Raw genomic sequence first — 18,357 nt, 5'->3', positions numbered from 1 at the left:
TGAACATGGGCCTACGGGAGCAGGGCCGGTTTTCGGGCTCTCACGTGGACTCCGTCGAGGTGTCGATCTCCCGGTAGTCAAGGAGGGAGACAAGGACTCCCTGACGGTTGACGTACTCGCCATCCACCAACTGGGTGACATGCCGCTCGCACAACGGGTGCCCGTGGTCTGCGGCGTTCTGCCCCACACAGCAGTCCATGTGGCCGAGAACGCCCACGTGAGTCGCGATCTCCGCACAAAGAGGAATGAGCCTGCCGGCCGCCGAGCACATGGGCGGCCAGTACCTCCGGTGCTCTCGCACTTCCTTCACCATCGAGGCGACCTTGAACAGTCGCACGGTCCGATCAAGCTGGAGGGAACTCCATCTCGGGTCTGATGTGGCGAGGTCGAGGTTCTTTGCCAGTTCCTCCCACTCGTGCAGTTCGTCGAGCGGCATGTCCTTCAGGTATTCGAGGGCCCTACGCGCCTTGATCAAGCTGGTGGCAGCATGGACTGCGAACTGAGTGAAGAGGTGCTTGCTCCAGTCGGCACCTGGATAGTCGTAGAGCTCGAAACGAGCCAGCTTCATGGCCTGCCAACCGAGGCCGTCTGGAAGTTCCTCAAGCAGTCGTTGCGTCTGTGCCTGCAGCGCGTCGATTTCCGAGCGAAGCCCCCACAGAACGCTCTCCACCGCCTCGACGATGGGGTACCTGCCCTCTTCGTCTAGCTCCAGATCCAACGCGGCGACGGGATCGACCACGTAGGTCTTGCATTCCTCATCGGTGAACAACTCCACTACTGCGGCAACCACCTCCCCTGCGCGCTCAGGCCGCGGAGAGGCTGAGGCTGGCGGCGGGGACGGCTCGGGCCGCAGATGTGCTCGAGCAGCATTCTGGAGCTTCGCCACCTCCTTCCATGCGGCTCCACACATGTACTTGAAGACGTCATCTGCTTTCACCTGGCGCGCTGACATGGCAATCCCAATGCAGTCCAGCAGGACAGGCAGAGGCAGCCCGGCCTTGAGGAAGTTGTCGACTGACGTCTCCCAATCGCTCGGCCGTGGCAACGCTGGGCGTCCTTCGCTCCAGGACTTCCACTTGGCGTCGAATGCGGCGCGAGCCTCATCGCGCCCCTTGCGCTTGCCGAGCATGTCGCCGGCCGCAGCCTGGATTGCCAGCGACCAGCGCATGGCGTCGTCGGCCACCTTGGCGACCGTGGCCGCGTCGGGCGGGGTGGCGGACTTGCCTGAGTTGCAGTCCGCGCAGAGCGTCCGCAGGTTCGAGGGCTCGTCCGACCCTCCGAGCGCTGTCGGAATGACATGGTCGGGTTCGAGCTTCACGTCGGGCGCCTTCGCGCCGCAGCTCTGGCAGGTGTGGTTGTCCCGGCGGAAGATTTCGTGGCGGAGGCGCTTGCTGACGGCCAAGGGGGACTCCCGACATTCGCTGAATGATGATGATGTCGAGTCATGATGCCACATCATGATGCCAGTTAGTGATCTGTTATCATGATGCGACCATGCGACCATGGAGGTATGGACGTGCGCGCTGAGATCACCGCCGAAGCTGCGGCGTACCGCCGCGCCCAAGCCGAGCTGGAAGAACGCCGCCTCAAACTGGCCGGCCTCTTCCGCCGTGCAAGGAGTGAGAAGATCGGCCCCGCCGAGATCGCGCGGTTGACCGATCACCTGTACACCAAGGAGCACATCTCGCGGATCGCGCCGCCGGAGCCTTCCGACTCCTGACCGCGCCTCAACGCCCCCGAAGATCACGACGCCTCCTCAAGCTGCTCGGCGTCGTCCTCGATGGGGATCAGCGCCAGCCGCATGCCGAGTTCCCGGGCCACCTCGTCGATGACGGCCAGGTTCCGGCCGCCCGGGTCGGCCTCGAAGTGGCTGATGGCCTTAGTCGACCGGCATAGGCGCCGGCCGAGTTCGGTCTGTGTCAGGCCGACCTCTCGGCGGCGGGCCACCAGCTCGGCCACGAGCGGATGGCGGTTCATGACGCCACCCGGCGGCGGGCCTGCCGCTGGTTGGTGCACTCTTTGCAGGACGAGTGCAAGCCGTCAGCGCGGGACCGGTCGCGGCCGTAGGCTGCCGCCGGCTTGACCTGTCGGCAGGACGGGCACTCCTTCGCCGTCACCGGCTTACGCGGGGCGGGAACGGGAACAGGAACGGGGACCTGGCGGCGCATCAGGCGGCGACGCTCCTCCTCAGAGAGCCCGCCCCACACGCCGTCCTCCTGGCGGGTGGCCAGCGCGTAGTCGAGACATTCCGGCCTGGCCCTGCATCCGGAACAGATCGCCTTGGCCTTCCACTCGCGTGCCTCGCGCTGTGACGGGCTTTCCTTGCCGGGCCCGAAGAACAGGACAGGGTCCGCATCCCGGCACGCGGCGTTCCGAGCCCAGTTCTCGTCAAGCACGGTCGGCCCCCGCGTGCTTGGCCTCGACCTGGCAGCCCTTGCACGTGTCGTGGTGGGTGCTGCCGAACTGCGACTGCGCTTTCGTCTTGCCGCAGACGTCGCATGTCCGGTGGGTGGCGCGGGGATAGTCGAGGAGGCCGACAGCCTTCCGCATGTCGTCCGCGCCTGCCCTGTCTGCGGCGTGGTTCGGGTGCAGGCACGGGTTGCAGTCGCACACCTGCCGCCCGTGCTCGGGGCAGGCGGGCAGGGCCGGGCAGGCGTGCCGGCCCAGAGCCAGCCGCAGGAGCGTCCGCTCCGCCTTCGCCCGTTCCACGTCCTCCGCGGTGCCGACAGGCTTGTACAGGGTGGCGTTGCTGGCGTCGATGACGCTTCTCGACATGGCCATCAGGGAGTCTCCGTTCGAGGCTGTCCGGTCGTATCCGGATCTGTCCGATGCCGTCCGGTGAGGGTCAGCGCCATCCGCCAAGCAGCGAGTTCGAGCGTCACGACAGCGCGGGCGGCAGGCGGGGCGGACTCATCGCGGGCTGCCGCTTCGAGGTGCGGGATGTGGCGGGCTATCCGCTCAAGATCAGCGGCGAGGTCAAGAGGCATCGGGCACCTCCGCGCGCTCGCGCTTGTCCTGGGCCCGCTGCACGCTGCGGTCGTGCTCGCACGTCTTGCACACGCGGCTGGTGTGCCTCTTGCCGCGCAAGGTGCGGTTGCGGACGTAGGTGTTCTCTGGCGTCCACTCGTGGCCGTTGCTGCAGTGTGTGGCCAGCTCGGTGCCGTAGGAGCCCACGCGGCGGTCGGTGCGGTGCGGGGACAGGTGGGGCGTTTCGCCCTCGTGCCACAACTTGAGCACCTGTTTCCGCGCCTTCTGAATGCGAAAGCCGAACGCCTTGTAGCTGATTCCGAGCATGTCGGCGGCCTTGGCGTAGTCCTCTATGGCAGCCAGGGCGGCGACGGCGCTGCGGTAGGTGTCGGCCAGCGGGGCGATCACCTGCCGGACTGCGATGGCCTCGACGACCCGGCCTTCGTGCGATGGCGTGACCTGCATGTCACGCCAGTACTGCGTGAACCGCGGCCTGTTGCCGTACTCGCCGCCCGACCATGCTTCATCTGGTCTACCGCGCTCGCGGAAGGTCGTGCGAGCCTCGCGGTAGATCGCCTGCCATCCGATTCGAATCAGATCTTGGCGTGCGGGTGGCTCCTCGCTGCTGCACAGGTGCTCGGCTATCGCAGACCATGCGGTGTCCTTGCGGTCCTGAATGTCGGACGCCATCGACCGGTCAGCGATCACCGCGGCACGGGTCATCTGCTCAAGATCGAGCAACGTGTAGCCGTGGCAGACTTCGAGGTCCGCGGTCAGGTCAAACCCCATCGGGCGTCTCCCGACAGACGTGGTCGGGCATCTGGACGGTGTCGCCCGGATCGCTCTCGGTACGCAGCACTTCAGCGCCGCAGTCGAGGCAGCGGACGTCTACCGCCAGCTTCAGCAGGTCAGGCATGGGGCGCCTCCATAGGAGAAGGCCTTACGTCGCGGCCTACGTGGTGAGCGTCTTCGGGCGTGGAGTCCTGTACGGCTGGCGCCGGCGAGAGGGAGCCGGTCTCGGGGTCCTCGCGGCGGGCGTCGCACAGCGCGTAGTGGTCCAGGAGGGCTTGCTGGCAGCAGGGGCGGAGATCGGGGGCCATCACGCGGCACGCTCCAGGTCCTCGCCCGTGATGGCCTCGACCAGCGCGGAGATGATGATCTCGGCGACGGGAGGCGTCACGGCGTTGCCCAGGAGCCGCACCTTGTCCCGCTTGGCTTCCGGCAGGACCAGATAGGTGGACGGAAACGCCATCGCGGCCTGGATCTCGGCGGGCTCCAGCATCCGGAACATGACGTCGTCGAGGTCGATGTCAGCGATGCCGTTGACCACGGCGTACCGGTCACGGGTGGACAGGGTGCCGATCGGCTCACTCACGGGCCGGGCGTTGCCATTGCCGTAGTAGGGGACGAGGATCGTCTCCCAGTCGATGGCCGCAGGCGGTGCGACCAGGCCGTGGTGGTTGCCGCCGGCGGTGACCGCATGCAGCGGATCCGTGACCGGACGAGCCTTCTCGGCGTCGCCGCCACCTCGCATGGGGGTGATGAACGGCAGCCACGCCAGACCGGTTTCGTTGCGGGTTGTCTGCGTGCGCAGCGGCGCGTCGGCGGGGCTCGCCTCCTTACCGTCGCGGCCCTCGACCGGGACCAGCAGGGGCGGGATGACCAGGGCGTCGTTCTCGCGGGTGGTCCGGGCGCCCATCACGTCGGTGACCGGGGTTGCCTCGTTCCGCCACGTTCCTCCGGCGGGGACCAGGAGAGGCGGTATGGCGAGCGCTTTAGTCGCCGTGGTGGTCTGGGTCGTGATCGGCGCGTCGACGGGCCATGTGCGGACTCCGGGGCGCCGCTCGAATGTGTTGCCCGCGGCCTCCAGCGTGATCGGGCGGGCGTACTTGGCGAGGCCAGCCTGGATGCGGGCGATCGTCTTGTCCGCGAGCGGCTTGTCCCGGTCGCCGATCCGCTGGCCGGGGATGGACCAGTCGATCGCCGCGGCGGCCGGAAGCACTCCGGGCTCCACGACCTGACCGCGGCATGAGGTCTGCGGGCACTGGTACACGTACTGGCTGCGGTAACGCCCCATGTCCGTCTTCGGGTTCTTGAACACCTGGACGGCGTCCACGACCCCGTCGTGCCGCGGGCAGTACGCCTTCGGCCGCAGCCACTTGTCCCAATCGGGGCGCCGCTTCAAGCTCTTGCGCCAATAGCCGACGTACAGGCGGCAGCGGGACTGCGGCGCTCGCCGCGACGACCGAGGGGCGGCGTGCATCGAGTTGAACGCGATGACCTTCACCTCGTAGCCGAGGGCCTCGATCTCTCGGATCCACCGGTCCCAGTCGGCCCACTTGCGGCACTGGATGACGTTCTCGACGACCCCGGCGAGGACGGGCTTGCCCTTGTCGTGCATGGCCCGCAGGTAGCGAACGACCTCCTCCATGAGGGCGCGCGACCGCATCGCCTTCAGCTCGTCCTCGGTGGGCTGCTCGGCCCACAGTTCAAGCTGGTTGACCTTGTCGAAGGTCCGCTTCACCCCTCGGGCGTCCGTCCACGCCGGGCACGCCGGCGAGGACCAGAACAGGTCACACGGCGGGAAGTAGTCGCCGACGTCCTGGATGGCCTGGATGTCGCCCAGGTAGTGGTCGGCGGTCGGGTGGTTCGCGGCGTGCGACTCCACGGCTTGGACGTTGTGGTTCGCGGCGAACTTCGCTTCGACGCCCTTCACCTTCGTGGCGCCTTCCGTGCTGCCGCCGACGCCGGAGAACTCGTCCAGTAGCTTGAGCGTCACTCGTTCTCCTCAGAGGTCACGTTGCGAGCCGTGGGGTCGCTGAGCGCCCGGATCACGGATTGGAAGGCGGCGGACGCCACGCTGGCCGTCAGGTAGACAGCCACCCGGAAAGCGATCACAGCGGCGGTCACGGCTGCTCCCCCTTCTCGAACGCCTCCAGGTCATCGCGGAGGCGCTGGTGCTGCTCGGGCGAGAGAGCGGGAAGGTCGCGCGGCGGCAGGGCGGTCTTGAGGGTCTGCTGGTCGCGCCTGAATGCCCGCCATGCCAGCGCGACGACGGCAGCGGTGGCGAGCAGGGCGAGGGCGCCAATGCCGGTGAGGATGTCGCGGATCAGGTCAGCCACCGGACACCTCCCGGCGCAGCTCGTTCAGCGCGTCCAGGTGGGATGCGGCGCGCTCATCCGACAGGCGGAGAGCCTTGTCGCGCTTGGCGATCACCCGTCGCTGGTCTTCGATCGTTGTCGCGTGGACGTACAGGTCGGCGGCGAGCCGGGCGGCCTCATGCTCGGCCCGCGCCAGTTCGGCCGTGTACCGGGAGCGGGCGAGGTCGAAGCCGGCCAGCCCGCCGAACGTCGCACCGACGAACATGCAGGACGCGCCGAGCAGGAACGCTCCCAGCCCGAAGTAGGCCAAGACCGCGACGCCGAGCACGCTGGACCCTGCAGCAGCGACGACCAGCCTGTACGGCTGGACGCGAGCTGTGACGTCCCTGGCGATGCGGCGGACAGCCTCCAAGGTGAGAGCGGCCATCAGTCGCTCACCGCCCCAGCCAGAGCCTTCACCGCGCCGCCGAGAGCGACGGCGAGCATCAGCACCAGCTCGATCTGAAGCGCCCCCGCGAAGCTGATCGTCGGGATCAGCGGCCACCAGGCGTGGTGCAGGGAGCCGATCAGCAGCATCAGGACCCACGCCCCCGCCACCCAGCCAACGCCGAGCACGACCAAGAAGACAAACAAGCTCTTCACTCGCCAACACCGCCGCTCTGAGCGGCCTCGTACGCGTCAGCCATCGCGGCCAGGTGAGCGGCCAGTTCTCGCGCATTGTCCGGGCCCATCGACCACTCATCGACGCCCTGCGGAAAGAGGGTGATGCCGTCGTGAGTCAGCGCGAGCAGGTCGCCGCCCTCGTGCCACTGGATGCCTAACTCCTCGGGCCGCTCCAGGACGATCGGCGCCTCCTCGCCCTCGACGACGACCGCACGGAAGTGGAACGTCTCGTCGGTTTTGAAGCCCTCATCGTCGCTGGGTGTGATCGCGATCGCGATCATGTTGCCGCAGCCCGTGACCTCGTGGTGCCAGCCGTTGCCGCTGTCGTCGTAGTGGGTGTCCTCGGCGGCGAACAGGTCCGAGACGACATCCTCAGCGGTGAAGATCTCCATGCTCATGCCGCGCCACCCGACTCAGCCGAAGTGCCTGCGACCTCGGCGTTAATGTCTTCGTTGTCCGTCTGGCGTCGGCAGTCGCAGAACACGCCGTACTGATCGTGATCCTTCGGCAGGCGAGGGCCAGGGATGCGCCCGCACCATGAGCACCACGGGCCGGTGCCGTCCATACCGAACACGACGCTGCTGTCCGCCTCCGCCGTGGTGACGAAGTGGGCCAGCAGCGCGTCCGTCAGCGTCTCGGCGAGGGCATCGACCTGCTGCCAGGTCAGCCCAAGACCGGCCTCATCCAGTGCTCGGCGGGCGATCGGGAGGGACTCGTCCCACAGTTCGTACTTGCGGGGGTCCACGGCGTGAGGTCGGACTGTCCGGGTCTCGGTGGTTTCGGTGCTCATTGGGAGCGCTCCAGGGGGTTGGTGTCGTAGTCAGGGGAGGCCGCTTCCGGCTTGGCGTGGCGCGGCGTGTACGTGCGGGCGGGTGCGAGGCGGAGCAGGCGGCGGGCCTTGCGCAGGACCTCGGTCACGAGGTGGCCTCGCCCTCGATGGCGGACATCACGTGCGTGGCGTCCACCGCGTGAACCGACTGGACGCACCACTGGCCGCCGGCCACCCACAGCGGCCCTTCCGGGCCGTCGATCTCGTGGACGAACCCGTACCGGGCGGTCAGGTACATCGGCTGGCCGCACTTCGGGCACCCCTGCGCCGTGTTGCCGCGCTCCTCCGGGTGGACCGGCCACACCGGCTGCTCGACGGCCGGGGAGAGGTGCTGGCTGCCCAGGTCGAGGCGGTAGCGGTCCCGGGTGTCCACCAGCGCCGCCCGCAGTGCCCGACACGCCGCCAGTTCTTCCATCAGGACGGTCTCGTTGTGGTCGAACTGGGCGATGTCCTCGTCGTAACGTTCGAGACGCTCGCGCAGGAACTCGGCGTACCGCTTGGTCAGCGGCAGCGGGTTGTGGTCGGTGATGTCGAGGAGGGAGGCGTACGGCTGAGACATGTGCTAGTTCTCCTGGTGCTGTGGTGGATCTTTTGCGGGAGGCGCCTTGCTCGGCCCCCGAGCGGTCGAGCAAGACGAAGAGGGGAGTAAGGCAGGGGCCGTCACAGGCCGGGGAGGTTCACGATGCGCGCCCAGTTGCCGTGCTTGCCGTCGTGGTCCTCGTACTTGCCGCAGAACTCGCTGGGCTGGCCCGCGTTCGGGAAGCCGCACGGCTGAGGGCCAGTCGGGGGTTCGGCGATGCCGCTGCACTCATCGCAGGAGCAGGTCCGGAAAGTCATCGGGAGTCACCGCCGAACAGGCTCTGCTGGTTCCACGGACGGGGAGTAAGTTCGCGCATGGTCTGCTCGAACTCGAAGAACAGCAGCGGCAGCGCCCACGTGCGGATCTCCCACGACGACTTGTTGAAGTGGAAGAATTTGCGCTTCTTCTTGCGCGGGACGCAGCCGCCCTGCCGCAAGTAACCGGCGGCGCGGAGGATGTTGGTGAAGTAGCCGACGTCGTAGTTCTCGCCGCGTTCCTGGTAGTAGATGGCGGTCGCCTCGTCGAAGGTGATGACCTCTGCGTTCAGGTAGGTCGCCTTGCGGCCAAGCTCTCGGGGGGCGTGCGAGGCGATCGAGTAGGTGCCGTGGCGGCGCAGCGACGGGAGCACCTCGCGGTAGACCCAGTTCTGGAAGCGGATCACCTGGGCGCGGATGGCCTCGTTCTTGATGCGGGCGGGCTGCCTCTGGCCGATCGCCCGGTAGAACCCGGGCTCGGTCACATGCCAGATTTCCTGGTCGTCAGGGGTACACGCTGCCGTGTACCCCTTTCCCTTCTCTTCGTCGGGTAGGGACTCGACCAGTCGGTAGGCGTCGCGCATGCCGAGCGCCCGCGCGAAGCCAGGGGCTTCAACGATGAACGAGTCGTCCACCTCGTGAATGCGTAGCTCGAACTCGCCGTTCTCGAACAACTGGATCTCGCTCACTTGGACTCCCCCGAGTCGTCTCGGTTCTGGAAGCGGGTCAGACGGTGCTGGAGAAGTTCGATCTCACACAGCACGTTCATCAGCGCGGCCCGGTCAGCGCGGACCTCGCCGTGCTTGTTGGGCTTGTCATCCACGTACTCCCACAAGGTCGAGACGTCGCCCGGGGAGAGGTACGAGGTGCCGTCGTTGGCCTTGGCGTCGAGGCGGCGCTCGTTGTCCTCGTCGTGGATCAGCAATGCGTAGGAGTGGAACAGCGAGCTGAGCGCTTCCTCGCGCTGCTTGCTGGTCAGCGAATCCCAAGCGTGGCGGCCGGGCAGTTCGATGCTGTAGCCGTCCGGATATTCGGCGCGGGCCCACTTCTGGGAGCGGCGGAACTGCGGATACCATCCCTCGCCCTCACAGGCGTCGAGCGGGACACCCGACTCGTCGATCTCGCTCACCTGCCTCCTCCTCTCTCTCGCGTGTCTGGGGGTAGAGCCCCGCGCTGCCCACCCCCGATGAGTGAGGCAGCGCGGGGGTGGATCAGAACGGGCTATCGAGGTCGGAGGGAGAGCTGTACATCTCGGCGTCGGCCTGGCGAGTAGCGAGCCACTGCCGCTGTGCCGTCGTGCACGCCGTACAAGCGCCGCACGTGGATCCGTCCTCACGGCCGGCAGTGCAGCCGACCGCAGAGGCGGGGCAGTCGTGCCCGACAGGCTTCATCGCGTTGCACCAGCGGCAGTCCCGCATGCCCTGCACCGGAGGGTCGATCTGCATGCGGACCGCCGTTTCAACCTCGGCGGGCAGGTCCCACAGGCCGAGGCTGCCCTTGCACGGGATCGGCGTGGGCAACGGGCGGACGTCAGCCAGCCGCCAGTGGCACTGGCCGGAGATGGCCCACGACCCGCACGAGCAGCCGCGGCCGTCCAACCCCCGACAGCACAGGTCGGCCAGGTCGACCACGGCGACGATGGCTGACCTCTGCCGTCTGGCGGGCTCGACCGCGCTGTACCCGCAGCGGGCTGTGAACGCCACCGCGCTCTGGGCTTCGTCGCCGTCCCACCCGGCGCTGGCGTGGATGGCCAGCAGGCCGCGGTGGTGGGTAGACCAGGAGCGGTTCTCCACGTCCTTACCGAGAAAGCCGATGGCGTACGCCCACGGCTGACGGACACTCAGGCCCTTCATGCCGCCATCTCCTCGACAACGCACACGACCACTCCGCACCCGCACGCCAGCAGCCCGTCGCGGGCTCCAGCCAGGCCATGGCAGGCCGCGTGGCCGAACCGGTCCAGCACCTCAGCGACCGCGCCGCCGCCCGTGAGCAGATCCCACGGCCCGCACACCACGACCGGCAGCAGAACGCCCGGCACGCATGCCGCCTCAGGTGCGGGTCGGTGGCTGCCGTCATCGCCGAGCAGCACCCAGCCCAGCCGGAAGTGAAGGACAGGCACCTCGGACGGGCGGGCCGCACCGTGGCGCACCTTGTAGCCGTGCACGTACGACTCCGCCACTGCGGCCCGGTCGATCAGGTCGTGGTCCCGGCGGCAGGCGTCCAGGAGGACACTCGGCATCGAGGACGCCTTGCGGCCCTTCGACCCTGGGCCGCCCATCCCCTTGCCCAGCCGGTGTGCCCGCTCGGTCGCCGGCGCCTGTCCCAGGCAGACGATGCCGATCTCGCACAGCCCGCCAGAGCGAGCCTTCACCAGGTCGACGATCCCCTTCGACGCGGTCTTCGGGCGCGACGCCTTCCGCTCGGGCGGGTTCGCGGTCCGCTTGAGGCCCTTGCCGGGAGGGATGGCCTTGCACGTCTTCAACGGCGTCTTACGGGCGATCGGTGTCTTGTTCTCCAGCCGCTTCTTGCGGCGAGGCATCGGCGAGTTCTTCATCGCGGACCGCCCCGGTGCTCCTCGTAGAAGACCTTCGCCAGCGAGTTCAGTGACCGCATCACCTGGACCTGGTCCTTGACCACGCCCGCATAACTGACCGCGTTCCTCCGGTCCACCTGGGCACGGCGGAGAGCCTGATGCTCTGCTGTGATCCGGTCGGCGAACCACGCGTCGACCTGCTTCTGTGTGACCCGGCCGCTCCTACGCTCCCGGTCCGGACAGTCCTCCTCGGCCAGCAGCGGAAGCCGCGCCTTCAGGTACGCCTCTTCGGCGTCCAGCTCCGCGTCACGCGTCTTCTTGACGGCCAGCTGGGCTTTGCCGAGCTCGTTGTGCAGCAGCTTCAGGAACAGCTCTGTCTGGTCTGGAGTCAGCACGGTCGCCGTGTCGATGAATGTGTAGCCCGACTCGGTGTACTGAAAGACCTCGCTCATGACTGGCCGCCCTCGCCCGGCTTGGTGACCTCAGGCCAGTCGCCGTTGTCGGCCTGCTCGTCCGTGCCCGTCTGGTCCTCGTCGTTCGGGTCGTCGATGACCTCGCCCGACACGTAGGCGGTCGACGACTCCGGGTCCGCCTCCGGGCTCAGATCGACCCGGACGCCCTCATCTGCCGCGATCGCGGAGGCGAGTTCAGCGGACTTCGGCATCCACTTGGCGAGCTGGCGCACGCACGTCTTGTGCGCCATCGCCTCGAAGTTGTCCTTCCAGACCCCGAAGACGTAGCCCTCTTTGGTCTTGGTCGAGGCGTACTGGTCGCGGTAGGCGAGCATCTCCGGGTGGGACATGACATAGAAGGCGTGGCCGCCGTTGGTGAACTTGACGATCGCGTAGTAGGCGATCGGCTCGCCGCGGTTGCCGTTCATGTTCGGCTTGTGGATCAGGTTGTCCGACAGGCCGTAGTCGACCTCGAACACGTCGCTGGCGTGGACGGTGCGGGCGATCAGCGAAGCCACCCGGCCAGAGCGGTGCGCGAGCTCGACCAGGCCCTGGTAGCCGATGACGAGCTGCGCCCGGTAGCCGCCGCGAGGCTTCCGCGTGCGCTCGTCGACCGGGCCGGCCTTGCTGTCCCAGAACGGGACAGGCCACGCCTGGCCTAGCACGCCCGGCCGCAAGCCAAGCTGGGCGCATGTCATCAGCGCGCCGAGAACGGAGGCGGCCTCGCACTGGTCGAGCTTCTTTATCGTCCGCAGGCACGTCAGCGCATCGCGCACCAGCTGCACGGCTTCGACGCCCTTGGGCATGGCCCGCTGGTATTCGACCTGCATGCGCTCGATCTGCTGGGCGAGCGTCATCTCAGGCTTGGCCACCTGCTGGCCGCGCGCCTGCTCGGCGCGCTGGGCTAGATCGCGTCCCATTAGAGGGCCTTCCTGATCGGGTTGAAGCGGCGGCCCCGGTGCGCCGCGTACAGGGACGAGTGGGCTGCGGCGAGCGCCTTGCGGGCCAGCCGCTCGACGGTGACGCGCTCGGTGAACTCGGCGACGATGTCGGGCGCGGTTTCGCGCAGTAGGTCCTCGTCGAGGTGGCCGACGTTCTTCCACGTGACGACCGGCCGGCCGTCGTGGGTGCCGAGGATGGCGTCGCCGAGTTCTGCGCTGACGACGTTCTTGGCGGTGTTGCGTTCGTCGGTCAGGTCCTTGATCTGGCCGCCCAGCTCGACGTACCTGCGGAGTGCAGTCAGGGCTTCGTCGGACAGTTCGACTTCAAGGTCTTCCTGCGCCCACGGGTAAAGGTGGGCGAGTGCGTCCACGGTCGCCTGCGATCCGTCCAGCGCGGGAGCTGTACCGGCTTCGACCAGGTGCCACAGTTCGGCTTCTGCCTCGATCAGCAGGCTGATCAGCCGCTCGTCGCGCTCGACGTGCCGGATCTCCAGGCGCTGCCCACCGATCAGCGCCGCGGCGTAGCCGTGCTGCAGGCCGGTCACCGCGAGGTAGTGCTGAAGCTGCGCTTCGGCAGCGTCGGCGAGCTGGTCGTCATCCCAGTCCGCGGCCCGGTAAGAGGAGGTTGTCTTGATCTCCAGAACGGCGCCGTCGTCCGTCAGCCGGTCCACCGACGCGAGTTGCCAGTCCCGGTTGACGTGCCGCATCAGCCCGCACACCGACGTGCCGATCCCGGTCTCCTCCATGAACGCCTCGGCCACGATCGGCTCCAGGCGGCGGCCCCACTTCATCGCCTCGTTGTCGTCGCTCTCAGGCAGCAGGCCGCGCTTGTCGGCCCACACCGAATAGCGCGACGAGTACTGCGACAGGCCCAACGTGGCCAGCGCGTCCGAGCCGCCGAGGCCGAACCTGCGAGCCTCCAGCCACGCCTCGCGAGGGGCGTCCGGAGCGAGGATCAGCACGCCCTCGGGCGTCACCAGATCAGGTGCAGTCGTCGTCACTGCTCGTCGTCTCCCTCGCGGTTCTTGATGTCCAGCGGGTGGATGTGCCGGGCGTACACGTGGATGGCGGACGGGGTGCCGTTGCTTCGGGTGGTGACCTCCCACACGTGACCGGCCCAACCCCCGCGGCCCTTGCGGATCCGGCCGGTGAGCCGGCCGACGTCCTTGTAGCCGCCGATGAGGATCCGCGCCCACTTCCCGGAGTGCTCGATCAGGACAGCGATGGTGTGCGCCCACTCCTCGTCCTGCGTGCTGGCGGGTGGGGGCGGGTCCATAAACTCCGGCTCCATCGGCGCGCTCATGCGTCGTCCTTGCGGCGCTGGAATTCGTCCTCGATGTCGAACGGCAGCACGGGGCCGCCTCGTACGGTCGGCTTGCTCTCGGCCAGGAGTGCGCCCCTTGAGGCGTCCAGCTCCGAGGCAGGCAACGTGGACAGGTAGGCAGCGAGGGAGGACTTGAGCACGCCGTAGTGGTCGTGCAGCCAGCTCACCTGCAACTCGTTGGCGTCCGCGAGGCGGTGGATGTCGTCCACGCTCACGGGCTTGCCGGTCACGTCAGCGATGCGGGAGGCGGCGGCGGACAGCGTCAACCAGGAGCCCGTCATAGGTCCTCACCACCGAGGGCGTCCAGGATGTCGGCGTCGCGGGCGGAGTCGAGCACGACCGACTTGCCCTCCATGCCGACCATCTGGAAGGTGCCAACGGTGCTGCCGTCAGTCACGAGCTGCTGAGCGGCCGACAACCGGTAGTCGTCGTGGTCGACCAGATGGGAGATCAACCCGTCGGCGGAAGAGAACACAGGCGTTACCGGCGACCCCTCGGAGACGGTCTCCCAGACCTGCCAGCCAGGGCCCGCCGGCGGGTCGGTCGGCTGCCACTTGTCGGCCTCTGCGCGCTGCCCCGGGTAGCGTTCGACGCTGGCGTGGCCGTCGCAGGTGGCGCAGACTTCGGCGATGCCCAGCCGCTTGCATCGGGCTCGGATCACCACGGACGCGTTGATGGAGTCGTGGCCGAACCCGTGAAGCGACCAGTCGTTGACCTGCTCAGCGGACGGGACGACCATGGGCTCGTTGGGCTGCCAGCCGACGCCCTTGGTCCACGAGTGCGTGAAGTCCACCAGTCGCCCGGCCTCGACCAGCGCCGCCACGTCGTCGTCGTTGAGATGGTGACTCAACATCCCGTTCCACAGCCGGATCAGACGTTCACCTTCGCGCCAGATCGCGAACTCGCCCGTCCCGTAGTAGTCCGGGGACTGAGTGACATTGCGCTCGGCGCGCATGCGGACCGTCGGAGTGTCCGAGGTGAGCGGCGTCGAACCGCTATCGGCGGGGTCGAACGGCACGTAGCCATACCAGAGGTCGAACAGGTGCTGCGCCTCAGGCGAGTAGCCGTTCTTACAGTCGGGGCACTTGTCCCCATCGAGGCGGTCGGGCATCAGGAAGCCGGACCACACCTTGTTGAGCGGCCAGTCGAAGGTCAGAGGCACGCGCTTCACTTCGCGGCTCATCAGCGCACCGCCTCAACCGGGCGGGTGACCTCACGAACCTCGGCGCGCACAGCGGTCCAGCGAGGCTTGCCGTAGTAGTCGCGCACCTCGTAGCGGACGTACACGACGTCCGCGCGAGCGAGTAGGCGGGCGGCGGCGTGCCACGCTTCCCGGTCCAGCCGGTGGTGGCCGTTACGGATTCCCTGGAGCGACTCGTACCAGCCGACGGCCCAGCCCCAGCCGATCGTCTCCCGATCTCCGGGGACGACCGCGAAGTACCGAGTGGGCAGCGGCGGCTCGTACTCCCGTACGCCGGCCGGGTGATGCACACGGGCCGTCACGCCGGGCGGCAGCTTCAAGACCGCGACGTCGTACGCGGACGGGAATGCCTCAACCATGTGCAGCGTCTCGGCGTTCACGTGGACACCTCGGCGGGCTGCTCGTCGCGGGCGTGGCACGACAGCCTCACGGGGACGCCCCGATAGACGCCGTCCGCGCCCAAACGGGTGTACGCCTTGCCGCCGCCGATCACCGACGCCTCGACACTCAGCAGGTGCAGGTACTTGTCGAAGACGTCGCGGTCGGTCGTGTAGCCGGAGATCGTGCCCCGCGACAGGTCGGACAGCGTCCAGTCGATACGGGGCAACCCCTCGTCGAGGAGGTGCGCCAGCGCCAACGCCGCCTTGACGTCGGCGATGCGACGCAGGTCCTCGTCGGTGACGTCCGTCCAGGTGCCCATGTCGTCATCGAGGAACACCTGCAGCGTGGAGTTGGGGAACGCCATCCGCGTCTGCACGATCTGGATGCGGGCCTCGTCGAGGTCGCCGGTCGCATCGAGGTATCCGATCGCGTCCCGCTCTTTGGTGCGGACGGCGACGCGGAAGTTACTGGGAGGAGATGAGATAGTCATTGAGGTCCTGCTCTCTTCGATGTCAGTGCTCTTTGAGCGGGATCAGCGGGTCCGGCAGGGGTCAGAAGCTGTCGGGCCCGCACCTTTTAGGGCGTGGGAGCCGCGATCTCGGCGGCGAACTCCAGGGCGTCATCGATGGCGCGCAGGATCCTGTTGATGAGGAAGCGGGCCTCAACGCGGCGGTTGTAGCGCTCGGTGGCGGTCATGCCGCCGTCTCCCCCGCTGCCTTGCGGGACTTGGCCCGGCGTGCGGCGGCGGCCTTGAGCGACTTCTCGCGCATGTAGGCCCGGTAGGCATTCTGTCCGGCGGCCTGGACGTCCTGCTCACGCACGACCCCGTCGGCCCTGACCTTGGCGATCCAGTAGGTGAGGGAGTTGGGAGACGCAGCGCGTGCGGCTGCGGTGCGCTCGGCCCGGTTCGGGGTTTGCGCCCACGACTTATCCGCAGCGATGGAGCGGACCGTGGAGATGTAGGCGCTCTTCGGGTCTCTTGGGCTTTTGTCCGAGGTGGCCATCAGGATGCCGTCCGCTCTTGGAGGGCATCCTGATCAGGCTGAGCGGTTGCGAGCGGCTCTCGAACGATGGCGGCGATCCGGATAGACAGGGCAACGCACAGTCGTTCGGCCTTGACGGTGGGCAGCGCCTTGTTCTCAAGCTCCCAATTCCGCAGGGCGGAGGGAGAAACGTCGGCGCGTTCGGCCAGGTCAGCGACGCTGAGCCCACGAATCTCTCGGAAGCTCCGCAGTGCGTGTCCGTTCTGGCGGACGGTCGGAGTGGGTGGCATGTTGGAAACAGTAGAAATCAAGTGGATCCACGTCAACCCCTTGAGACCACCCGATTGGAATCAATAGGCATCACGTTTCGGACACTCACAACCGCCACTTCGGCCACGCATGCCGCCTCGACCAGCAAACACACTTCGACACTGTGATCGGTTGACGTTTCCGACTGTTTCCTTCAGGATCCTTGTGAAGCGCACACCCACAGACCCGTCAACTCCGCAGGAGCGTCATGTGAGCACCGATGCCCCTGACTGGAAGGCCTTGGGGGACCTTCTCGTCATCCGGCGCGTCCAGCTCCACCCTCAGTACAAGAACCGCCGCAAGTTCGTCGCTGACACTCACAGCGGCAGCTCCGATAGCTGGTATCGGATGATCACCAGCATCGAGACCGGGGCCAGAGATAATTACGGCCGCGAGACCCTCGCAGCAATGGAGGTGGCCTACCAGCTCGAAGCAGGATCCCTCGCGCGCACCCTGCGCACCAAGGTCCTCGAACCCAGAAGACGGGAAGCCTTGGTGCCCCAAGGCGCCGGCGCGCTCGCGCTCGAACCGTCGGCTTCAGAGACCGAGCGCCGAGTCCTCGATGTCTTGCGGGCTCAGGCGGAAGCGAGCGACAAGTCGATAGGAGACATCCTCGTCGAGCGCGGCCTGGCCACACGTGACGAACTCACCCTCAGCGAGGAGAAGCGCGGAGACCGGCTCGTCGACGACATCCTTCAGTCCAATCTCCCAGAAGAGACCAAGGACCGAATCCTCGTCGACTACGTCGGAAGGCGCAGGCACCACTTCCGAAAGGAAGGCCTTATCGAGGATCCCGACGAGAAATAGCCGCGAGGGATGTACCTCGCGGCTATTTCGCGTGTTCAGCTGGGTCCGATGGAGATTATGGGCAGCGGCCCAGTGTCACTCCCGTGGCGTCGAGCCGCCTCCATGGCGGCGTCGTACTGGGCGATGGTTTCGCCGCGCCACTTGCTAGCTATCAGGCGCTCCGCTGTCAATACGTCACTGCGGAGTCGGTCCCCGTGCCCCTTGGTCGCGATCTCCATTCGTGTCGCGTGCTCCCCGATCGCCGCGCACACAACCCTGACGGTTTCGTCGAACGAGGCCCTCCCCGCCTCGTACTTTTGGGCATCCCGCGCTCTGGTCATGTTGTCATTCAGGATGATCAGAGCCCCGATGCTGGCCACGGCCGTGGCCAGCATCAGCGCCAGATACCAGTGCATCGTGAGTTCCACGGACGCGGCGAGGGCGGTGGTAACCCATAGCGCCGTGGCCATCATGCTGATGATCCAGAGGGTACTACTCTTCCTCACGTCCACCCCTTCGTGGCCGATGTCGCAGGATGCGGCGGCCATACTGCGGCAATCCTGTTCCCGAGGCTCTCGCGGCAGTCCATGAACTCTAATTCACTGTTCGGCCATTCGGAACAGGACAGAAGCTCTTTTTTGGTGCGACAACATCGCGAATTACCGAGTGGAACGAAAGCGCTCACAGTCGGTCACAATTACCATGAGCAATGCTCATTATTGACCGGAATGACCGAAAAGCCCGCATTCATAGGTAACAGCGGTGTCACGGGATGGATAGTGTCCCTGGCGGAACGCGCTCGTTAGACCTTCTCCTCCGCGAGAGCACCCCGCATATCCTCGCCCGCACCTCTCGGCGCCGAAGCGACCTCTACTGGCGATCAAGCGCCCAGACGTTACCGCGCCCCACGGCCAAGATCGCCGATAGGCAGCTTAATTGTTGCGCACACAGATCACAGCGCGCCTGCGTAAAGTGGGGTTTCCACACAGGTAGGTGGTCCCTAAGTGCAGGTTAAGCCGGTGATCAGAACTGTATGAGAGGGTTGACGGCAGC

32 protein-coding genes and 1 pseudogene are annotated in these 18,357 nt (G+C 67.1%); 2 read left to right on the top strand and 31 right to left on the bottom strand.

Annotated elements, in window-relative coordinates:
• Window positions 1-40 precede the first annotated feature (40 nt).
• Complete coding sequence (locus AB0C30_RS58240; protein WP_357961862.1) at window positions 41-1,402, bottom strand: HNH endonuclease; 1,362 nt, start codon at window positions 1,400-1,402, stop codon at window positions 41-43.
• A 114-nt stretch (window positions 1,403-1,516) separates the two neighbouring features.
• On the opposite strand from AB0C30_RS58240, the gene AB0C30_RS58235 reads away from it, so the two are divergent.
• Complete coding sequence (locus tag AB0C30_RS58235) at window positions 1,517-1,720, top strand: hypothetical protein (protein ID WP_357961859.1); 204 nt, start codon at window positions 1,517-1,519, stop codon at window positions 1,718-1,720.
• 23 nt (window positions 1,721-1,743) lie between these two features.
• Here the strand turns inward: AB0C30_RS58235 and AB0C30_RS58230 are convergent, their stop codons facing one another.
• From AB0C30_RS58230 to AB0C30_RS58090, 29 genes and pseudogenes are all read right to left on the bottom strand, one after another.
• Window positions 1,744-1,977 carry a hypothetical protein gene (locus tag AB0C30_RS58230; protein ID WP_357961856.1) on the bottom strand — a complete coding sequence of 78 codons (234 nt, stop codon included), beginning with the start codon at window positions 1,975-1,977 and terminating at the stop codon, window positions 1,744-1,746.
• A 182-nt stretch (window positions 1,978-2,159) separates the two neighbouring features.
• Window positions 2,160-2,396 (bottom strand): annotated as a pseudogene (locus AB0C30_RS58225) (WhiB family transcriptional regulator); the annotation flags it as partial.
• Window positions 2,389-2,781 carry a hypothetical protein gene (locus tag AB0C30_RS58220; protein ID WP_357961853.1) on the bottom strand — a complete coding sequence of 131 codons (393 nt, stop codon included), beginning with the start codon at window positions 2,779-2,781 and terminating at the stop codon, window positions 2,389-2,391. The gene AB0C30_RS58220 and the pseudogene AB0C30_RS58225, both read right to left, overlap by 8 nt.
• Before the next feature lie 195 nt (window positions 2,782-2,976).
• Window positions 2,977-3,756 (bottom strand): hypothetical protein, encoded by a 780-nt coding sequence (locus AB0C30_RS58215; protein ID WP_357961850.1) that lies wholly within the window; start codon window positions 3,754-3,756, stop codon window positions 2,977-2,979.
• Entirely contained in the window at window positions 3,746-3,883 is a 138-nt protein-coding gene (locus AB0C30_RS58210) for a hypothetical protein (RefSeq protein WP_357961847.1), read from the bottom strand. Before AB0C30_RS58210 ends, AB0C30_RS58215 begins: the two co-directional genes overlap by 11 nt.
• A gap of 183 nt (window positions 3,884-4,066) precedes the next feature.
• Window positions 4,067-5,746 carry a DNA cytosine methyltransferase gene (locus AB0C30_RS58205; protein ID WP_357961844.1) on the bottom strand — a complete coding sequence of 560 codons (1,680 nt, stop codon included), beginning with the start codon at window positions 5,744-5,746 and terminating at the stop codon, window positions 4,067-4,069.
• Window positions 5,743-5,877 carry a hypothetical protein gene (locus AB0C30_RS58200; protein ID WP_357961841.1) on the bottom strand — a complete coding sequence of 45 codons (135 nt, stop codon included), beginning with the start codon at window positions 5,875-5,877 and terminating at the stop codon, window positions 5,743-5,745. The genes AB0C30_RS58205 and AB0C30_RS58200 overlap by 4 nt, the downstream gene beginning before the upstream one ends.
• Window positions 5,874-6,089 (bottom strand): hypothetical protein, encoded by a 216-nt coding sequence (locus AB0C30_RS58195; RefSeq protein ID WP_357961838.1) that lies wholly within the window; start codon window positions 6,087-6,089, stop codon window positions 5,874-5,876. The genes AB0C30_RS58200 and AB0C30_RS58195 overlap by 4 nt, the downstream gene beginning before the upstream one ends.
• Window positions 6,082-6,495, bottom strand: a complete 414-nt coding sequence (locus AB0C30_RS58190) for a hypothetical protein (RefSeq protein ID WP_357961835.1) — start codon at window positions 6,493-6,495, stop codon at window positions 6,082-6,084. The genes AB0C30_RS58195 and AB0C30_RS58190 overlap by 8 nt, the downstream gene beginning before the upstream one ends.
• The gene (locus AB0C30_RS58185) at window positions 6,495-6,710 is read right to left on the bottom strand and encodes a hypothetical protein (protein WP_357961831.1); all 216 of its coding nucleotides are present in this window, start codon (window positions 6,708-6,710) and stop codon (window positions 6,495-6,497) included. Before AB0C30_RS58185 ends, AB0C30_RS58190 begins: the two co-directional genes overlap by 1 nt.
• The gene (locus AB0C30_RS58180) at window positions 6,707-7,129 is read right to left on the bottom strand and encodes a hypothetical protein (protein WP_357961828.1); all 423 of its coding nucleotides are present in this window, start codon (window positions 7,127-7,129) and stop codon (window positions 6,707-6,709) included. The genes AB0C30_RS58185 and AB0C30_RS58180 overlap by 4 nt, the downstream gene beginning before the upstream one ends.
• Window positions 7,126-7,521 (bottom strand): hypothetical protein, encoded by a 396-nt coding sequence (locus AB0C30_RS58175; RefSeq protein ID WP_357961825.1) that lies wholly within the window; start codon window positions 7,519-7,521, stop codon window positions 7,126-7,128. Before AB0C30_RS58175 ends, AB0C30_RS58180 begins: the two co-directional genes overlap by 4 nt.
• Entirely contained in the window at window positions 7,518-7,649 is a 132-nt protein-coding gene (locus AB0C30_RS58170; RefSeq protein WP_357961823.1) for a hypothetical protein, read from the bottom strand. Before AB0C30_RS58170 ends, AB0C30_RS58175 begins: the two co-directional genes overlap by 4 nt.
• Window positions 7,646-8,119 carry a hypothetical protein gene (locus AB0C30_RS58165; RefSeq protein ID WP_357961821.1) on the bottom strand — a complete coding sequence of 158 codons (474 nt, stop codon included), beginning with the start codon at window positions 8,117-8,119 and terminating at the stop codon, window positions 7,646-7,648. Before AB0C30_RS58165 ends, AB0C30_RS58170 begins: the two co-directional genes overlap by 4 nt.
• A 101-nt stretch (window positions 8,120-8,220) precedes the next feature.
• Window positions 8,221-8,397 carry a hypothetical protein gene (locus tag AB0C30_RS58160; protein ID WP_357961818.1) on the bottom strand — a complete coding sequence of 59 codons (177 nt, stop codon included), beginning with the start codon at window positions 8,395-8,397 and terminating at the stop codon, window positions 8,221-8,223.
• The gene (locus AB0C30_RS58155; RefSeq protein ID WP_357961815.1) at window positions 8,394-9,083 is read right to left on the bottom strand and encodes a BRO family protein; all 690 of its coding nucleotides are present in this window, start codon (window positions 9,081-9,083) and stop codon (window positions 8,394-8,396) included. The genes AB0C30_RS58160 and AB0C30_RS58155 overlap by 4 nt, the downstream gene beginning before the upstream one ends.
• Entirely contained in the window at window positions 9,080-9,523 is a 444-nt protein-coding gene (locus AB0C30_RS58150) for a hypothetical protein (RefSeq protein ID WP_357961812.1), read from the bottom strand. The genes AB0C30_RS58155 and AB0C30_RS58150 overlap by 4 nt, the downstream gene beginning before the upstream one ends.
• Before the next feature lie 82 nt (window positions 9,524-9,605).
• A complete protein-coding gene (locus AB0C30_RS58145; RefSeq protein ID WP_357961810.1) occupies window positions 9,606-10,247 on the bottom strand; it encodes a hypothetical protein in 642 nt (213 codons plus the stop codon).
• Entirely contained in the window at window positions 10,244-10,933 is a 690-nt protein-coding gene (locus AB0C30_RS58140) for a hypothetical protein (RefSeq protein WP_357961808.1), read from the bottom strand. Before AB0C30_RS58140 ends, AB0C30_RS58145 begins: the two co-directional genes overlap by 4 nt.
• A gap of 11 nt (window positions 10,934-10,944) precedes the next feature.
• Window positions 10,945-11,379 carry a hypothetical protein gene (locus AB0C30_RS58135; protein WP_357961805.1) on the bottom strand — a complete coding sequence of 145 codons (435 nt, stop codon included), beginning with the start codon at window positions 11,377-11,379 and terminating at the stop codon, window positions 10,945-10,947.
• Complete coding sequence (gene recT, locus AB0C30_RS58130) at window positions 11,376-12,299, bottom strand: recombination protein RecT (RefSeq protein WP_357961802.1); 924 nt, start codon at window positions 12,297-12,299, stop codon at window positions 11,376-11,378. The genes AB0C30_RS58135 and recT overlap by 4 nt, the downstream gene beginning before the upstream one ends.
• Window positions 12,299-13,321, bottom strand: coding sequence for a lambda-exonuclease family protein (locus tag AB0C30_RS58125; protein ID WP_357961799.1), 1,023 nt, complete (start codon window positions 13,319-13,321; stop codon window positions 12,299-12,301). Before AB0C30_RS58125 ends, recT begins: the two co-directional genes overlap by 1 nt.
• Window positions 13,318-13,623, bottom strand: coding sequence for a hypothetical protein (locus AB0C30_RS58120; RefSeq protein WP_357961796.1), 306 nt, complete (start codon window positions 13,621-13,623; stop codon window positions 13,318-13,320). The genes AB0C30_RS58125 and AB0C30_RS58120 overlap by 4 nt, the downstream gene beginning before the upstream one ends.
• Complete coding sequence (locus AB0C30_RS58115) at window positions 13,620-13,925, bottom strand: hypothetical protein (RefSeq protein ID WP_357961793.1); 306 nt, start codon at window positions 13,923-13,925, stop codon at window positions 13,620-13,622. Before AB0C30_RS58115 ends, AB0C30_RS58120 begins: the two co-directional genes overlap by 4 nt.
• Entirely contained in the window at window positions 13,922-14,827 is a 906-nt protein-coding gene (locus AB0C30_RS58110; protein ID WP_357961790.1) for a hypothetical protein, read from the bottom strand. Before AB0C30_RS58110 ends, AB0C30_RS58115 begins: the two co-directional genes overlap by 4 nt.
• On the bottom strand, window positions 14,827-15,225 hold the full coding sequence (locus AB0C30_RS58105) for a hypothetical protein (RefSeq protein ID WP_357961787.1): 399 nt from the start codon (window positions 15,223-15,225) through the stop codon (window positions 14,827-14,829). Before AB0C30_RS58105 ends, AB0C30_RS58110 begins: the two co-directional genes overlap by 1 nt.
• Window positions 15,222-15,716 carry a hypothetical protein gene (locus AB0C30_RS58100; protein ID WP_357961784.1) on the bottom strand — a complete coding sequence of 165 codons (495 nt, stop codon included), beginning with the start codon at window positions 15,714-15,716 and terminating at the stop codon, window positions 15,222-15,224. The genes AB0C30_RS58105 and AB0C30_RS58100 overlap by 4 nt, the downstream gene beginning before the upstream one ends.
• A 202-nt stretch (window positions 15,717-15,918) precedes the next feature.
• Window positions 15,919-16,230, bottom strand: a complete 312-nt coding sequence (locus AB0C30_RS58095) for a hypothetical protein (RefSeq protein ID WP_357961778.1) — start codon at window positions 16,228-16,230, stop codon at window positions 15,919-15,921.
• The gene (locus AB0C30_RS58090; RefSeq protein WP_357961777.1) at window positions 16,230-16,499 is read right to left on the bottom strand and encodes a helix-turn-helix transcriptional regulator; all 270 of its coding nucleotides are present in this window, start codon (window positions 16,497-16,499) and stop codon (window positions 16,230-16,232) included. The genes AB0C30_RS58095 and AB0C30_RS58090 overlap by 1 nt, the downstream gene beginning before the upstream one ends.
• Window positions 16,500-16,728: 229 nt before the next feature.
• Here AB0C30_RS58090 and AB0C30_RS58085 point away from each other — a divergent pair, with 229 nt between their 5' ends.
• The gene (locus tag AB0C30_RS58085) at window positions 16,729-17,325 is read left to right on the top strand and encodes a hypothetical protein (RefSeq protein ID WP_357961775.1); all 597 of its coding nucleotides are present in this window, start codon (window positions 16,729-16,731) and stop codon (window positions 17,323-17,325) included.
• A 35-nt stretch (window positions 17,326-17,360) separates the two neighbouring features.
• On the opposite strand, the gene AB0C30_RS58080 is transcribed toward AB0C30_RS58085, so the two are convergent.
• Window positions 17,361-17,852 carry a hypothetical protein gene (locus AB0C30_RS58080; RefSeq protein WP_357961772.1) on the bottom strand — a complete coding sequence of 164 codons (492 nt, stop codon included), beginning with the start codon at window positions 17,850-17,852 and terminating at the stop codon, window positions 17,361-17,363.
• Window positions 17,853-18,357: the final 505 nt, after the last annotated feature.

The sequence above is a fragment of the Nonomuraea sp. NPDC048901 genome (assembly GCF_040649695.1).
Lineage (GTDB): Bacteria > Actinomycetota > Actinomycetes > Streptosporangiales > Streptosporangiaceae > Nonomuraea.
Note: the sequence above shows the minus strand (reverse complement) of the source record. Positions and strands in the feature narration are given on the sequence as shown.

Excerpts from the sequence above, each read along its gene's own strand:
- AB0C30_RS58230 (WP_357961856.1), bottom strand. The coding sequence starts at position 1,977 with ATGAACCGCCATCCGCTCGTGGCCGAGCTGGTGGCCCGCCGCCGAGAG.
- AB0C30_RS58220 (WP_357961853.1), bottom strand. The coding sequence starts at position 2,781 with ATGGCCATGTCGAGAAGCGTCATCGACGCCAGCAACGCCACCCTGTAC.
- AB0C30_RS58215 (WP_357961850.1), bottom strand. The coding sequence starts at position 3,756 with ATGGGGTTTGACCTGACCGCGGACCTCGAAGTCTGCCACGGCTACACG.
- AB0C30_RS58210 (WP_357961847.1), bottom strand. The coding sequence starts at position 3,883 with ATGCCTGACCTGCTGAAGCTGGCGGTAGACGTCCGCTGCCTCGACTGC.
- AB0C30_RS58190 (WP_357961835.1), bottom strand. The coding sequence starts at position 6,495 with ATGGCCGCTCTCACCTTGGAGGCTGTCCGCCGCATCGCCAGGGACGTC.
- AB0C30_RS58180 (WP_357961828.1), bottom strand. The coding sequence starts at position 7,129 with ATGAGCATGGAGATCTTCACCGCTGAGGATGTCGTCTCGGACCTGTTC.
- AB0C30_RS58175 (WP_357961825.1), bottom strand. The coding sequence starts at position 7,521 with ATGAGCACCGAAACCACCGAGACCCGGACAGTCCGACCTCACGCCGTG.
- AB0C30_RS58165 (WP_357961821.1), bottom strand. The coding sequence starts at position 8,119 with ATGTCTCAGCCGTACGCCTCCCTCCTCGACATCACCGACCACAACCCG.
- AB0C30_RS58160 (WP_357961818.1), bottom strand. The coding sequence starts at position 8,397 with ATGACTTTCCGGACCTGCTCCTGCGATGAGTGCAGCGGCATCGCCGAA.
- AB0C30_RS58145 (WP_357961810.1), bottom strand. The coding sequence starts at position 10,247 with ATGAAGGGCCTGAGTGTCCGTCAGCCGTGGGCGTACGCCATCGGCTTT.
- AB0C30_RS58140 (WP_357961808.1), bottom strand. The coding sequence starts at position 10,933 with ATGCCTCGCCGCAAGAAGCGGCTGGAGAACAAGACACCGATCGCCCGT.
- AB0C30_RS58135 (WP_357961805.1), bottom strand. The coding sequence starts at position 11,379 with ATGAGCGAGGTCTTTCAGTACACCGAGTCGGGCTACACATTCATCGAC.
- recT (WP_357961802.1), bottom strand. The coding sequence starts at position 12,299 with ATGGGACGCGATCTAGCCCAGCGCGCCGAGCAGGCGCGCGGCCAGCAG.
- AB0C30_RS58120 (WP_357961796.1), bottom strand. The coding sequence starts at position 13,623 with ATGAGCGCGCCGATGGAGCCGGAGTTTATGGACCCGCCCCCACCCGCC.
- AB0C30_RS58115 (WP_357961793.1), bottom strand. The coding sequence starts at position 13,925 with ATGACGGGCTCCTGGTTGACGCTGTCCGCCGCCGCCTCCCGCATCGCT.
- AB0C30_RS58110 (WP_357961790.1), bottom strand. The coding sequence starts at position 14,827 with ATGAGCCGCGAAGTGAAGCGCGTGCCTCTGACCTTCGACTGGCCGCTC.
- AB0C30_RS58100 (WP_357961784.1), bottom strand. The coding sequence starts at position 15,716 with ATGACTATCTCATCTCCTCCCAGTAACTTCCGCGTCGCCGTCCGCACC.
- AB0C30_RS58095 (WP_357961778.1), bottom strand. The coding sequence starts at position 16,230 with ATGGCCACCTCGGACAAAAGCCCAAGAGACCCGAAGAGCGCCTACATC.
- AB0C30_RS58090 (WP_357961777.1), bottom strand. The coding sequence starts at position 16,499 with ATGCCACCCACTCCGACCGTCCGCCAGAACGGACACGCACTGCGGAGC.
- AB0C30_RS58080 (WP_357961772.1), bottom strand. The coding sequence starts at position 17,852 with ATGGCCGCCGCATCCTGCGACATCGGCCACGAAGGGGTGGACGTGAGG.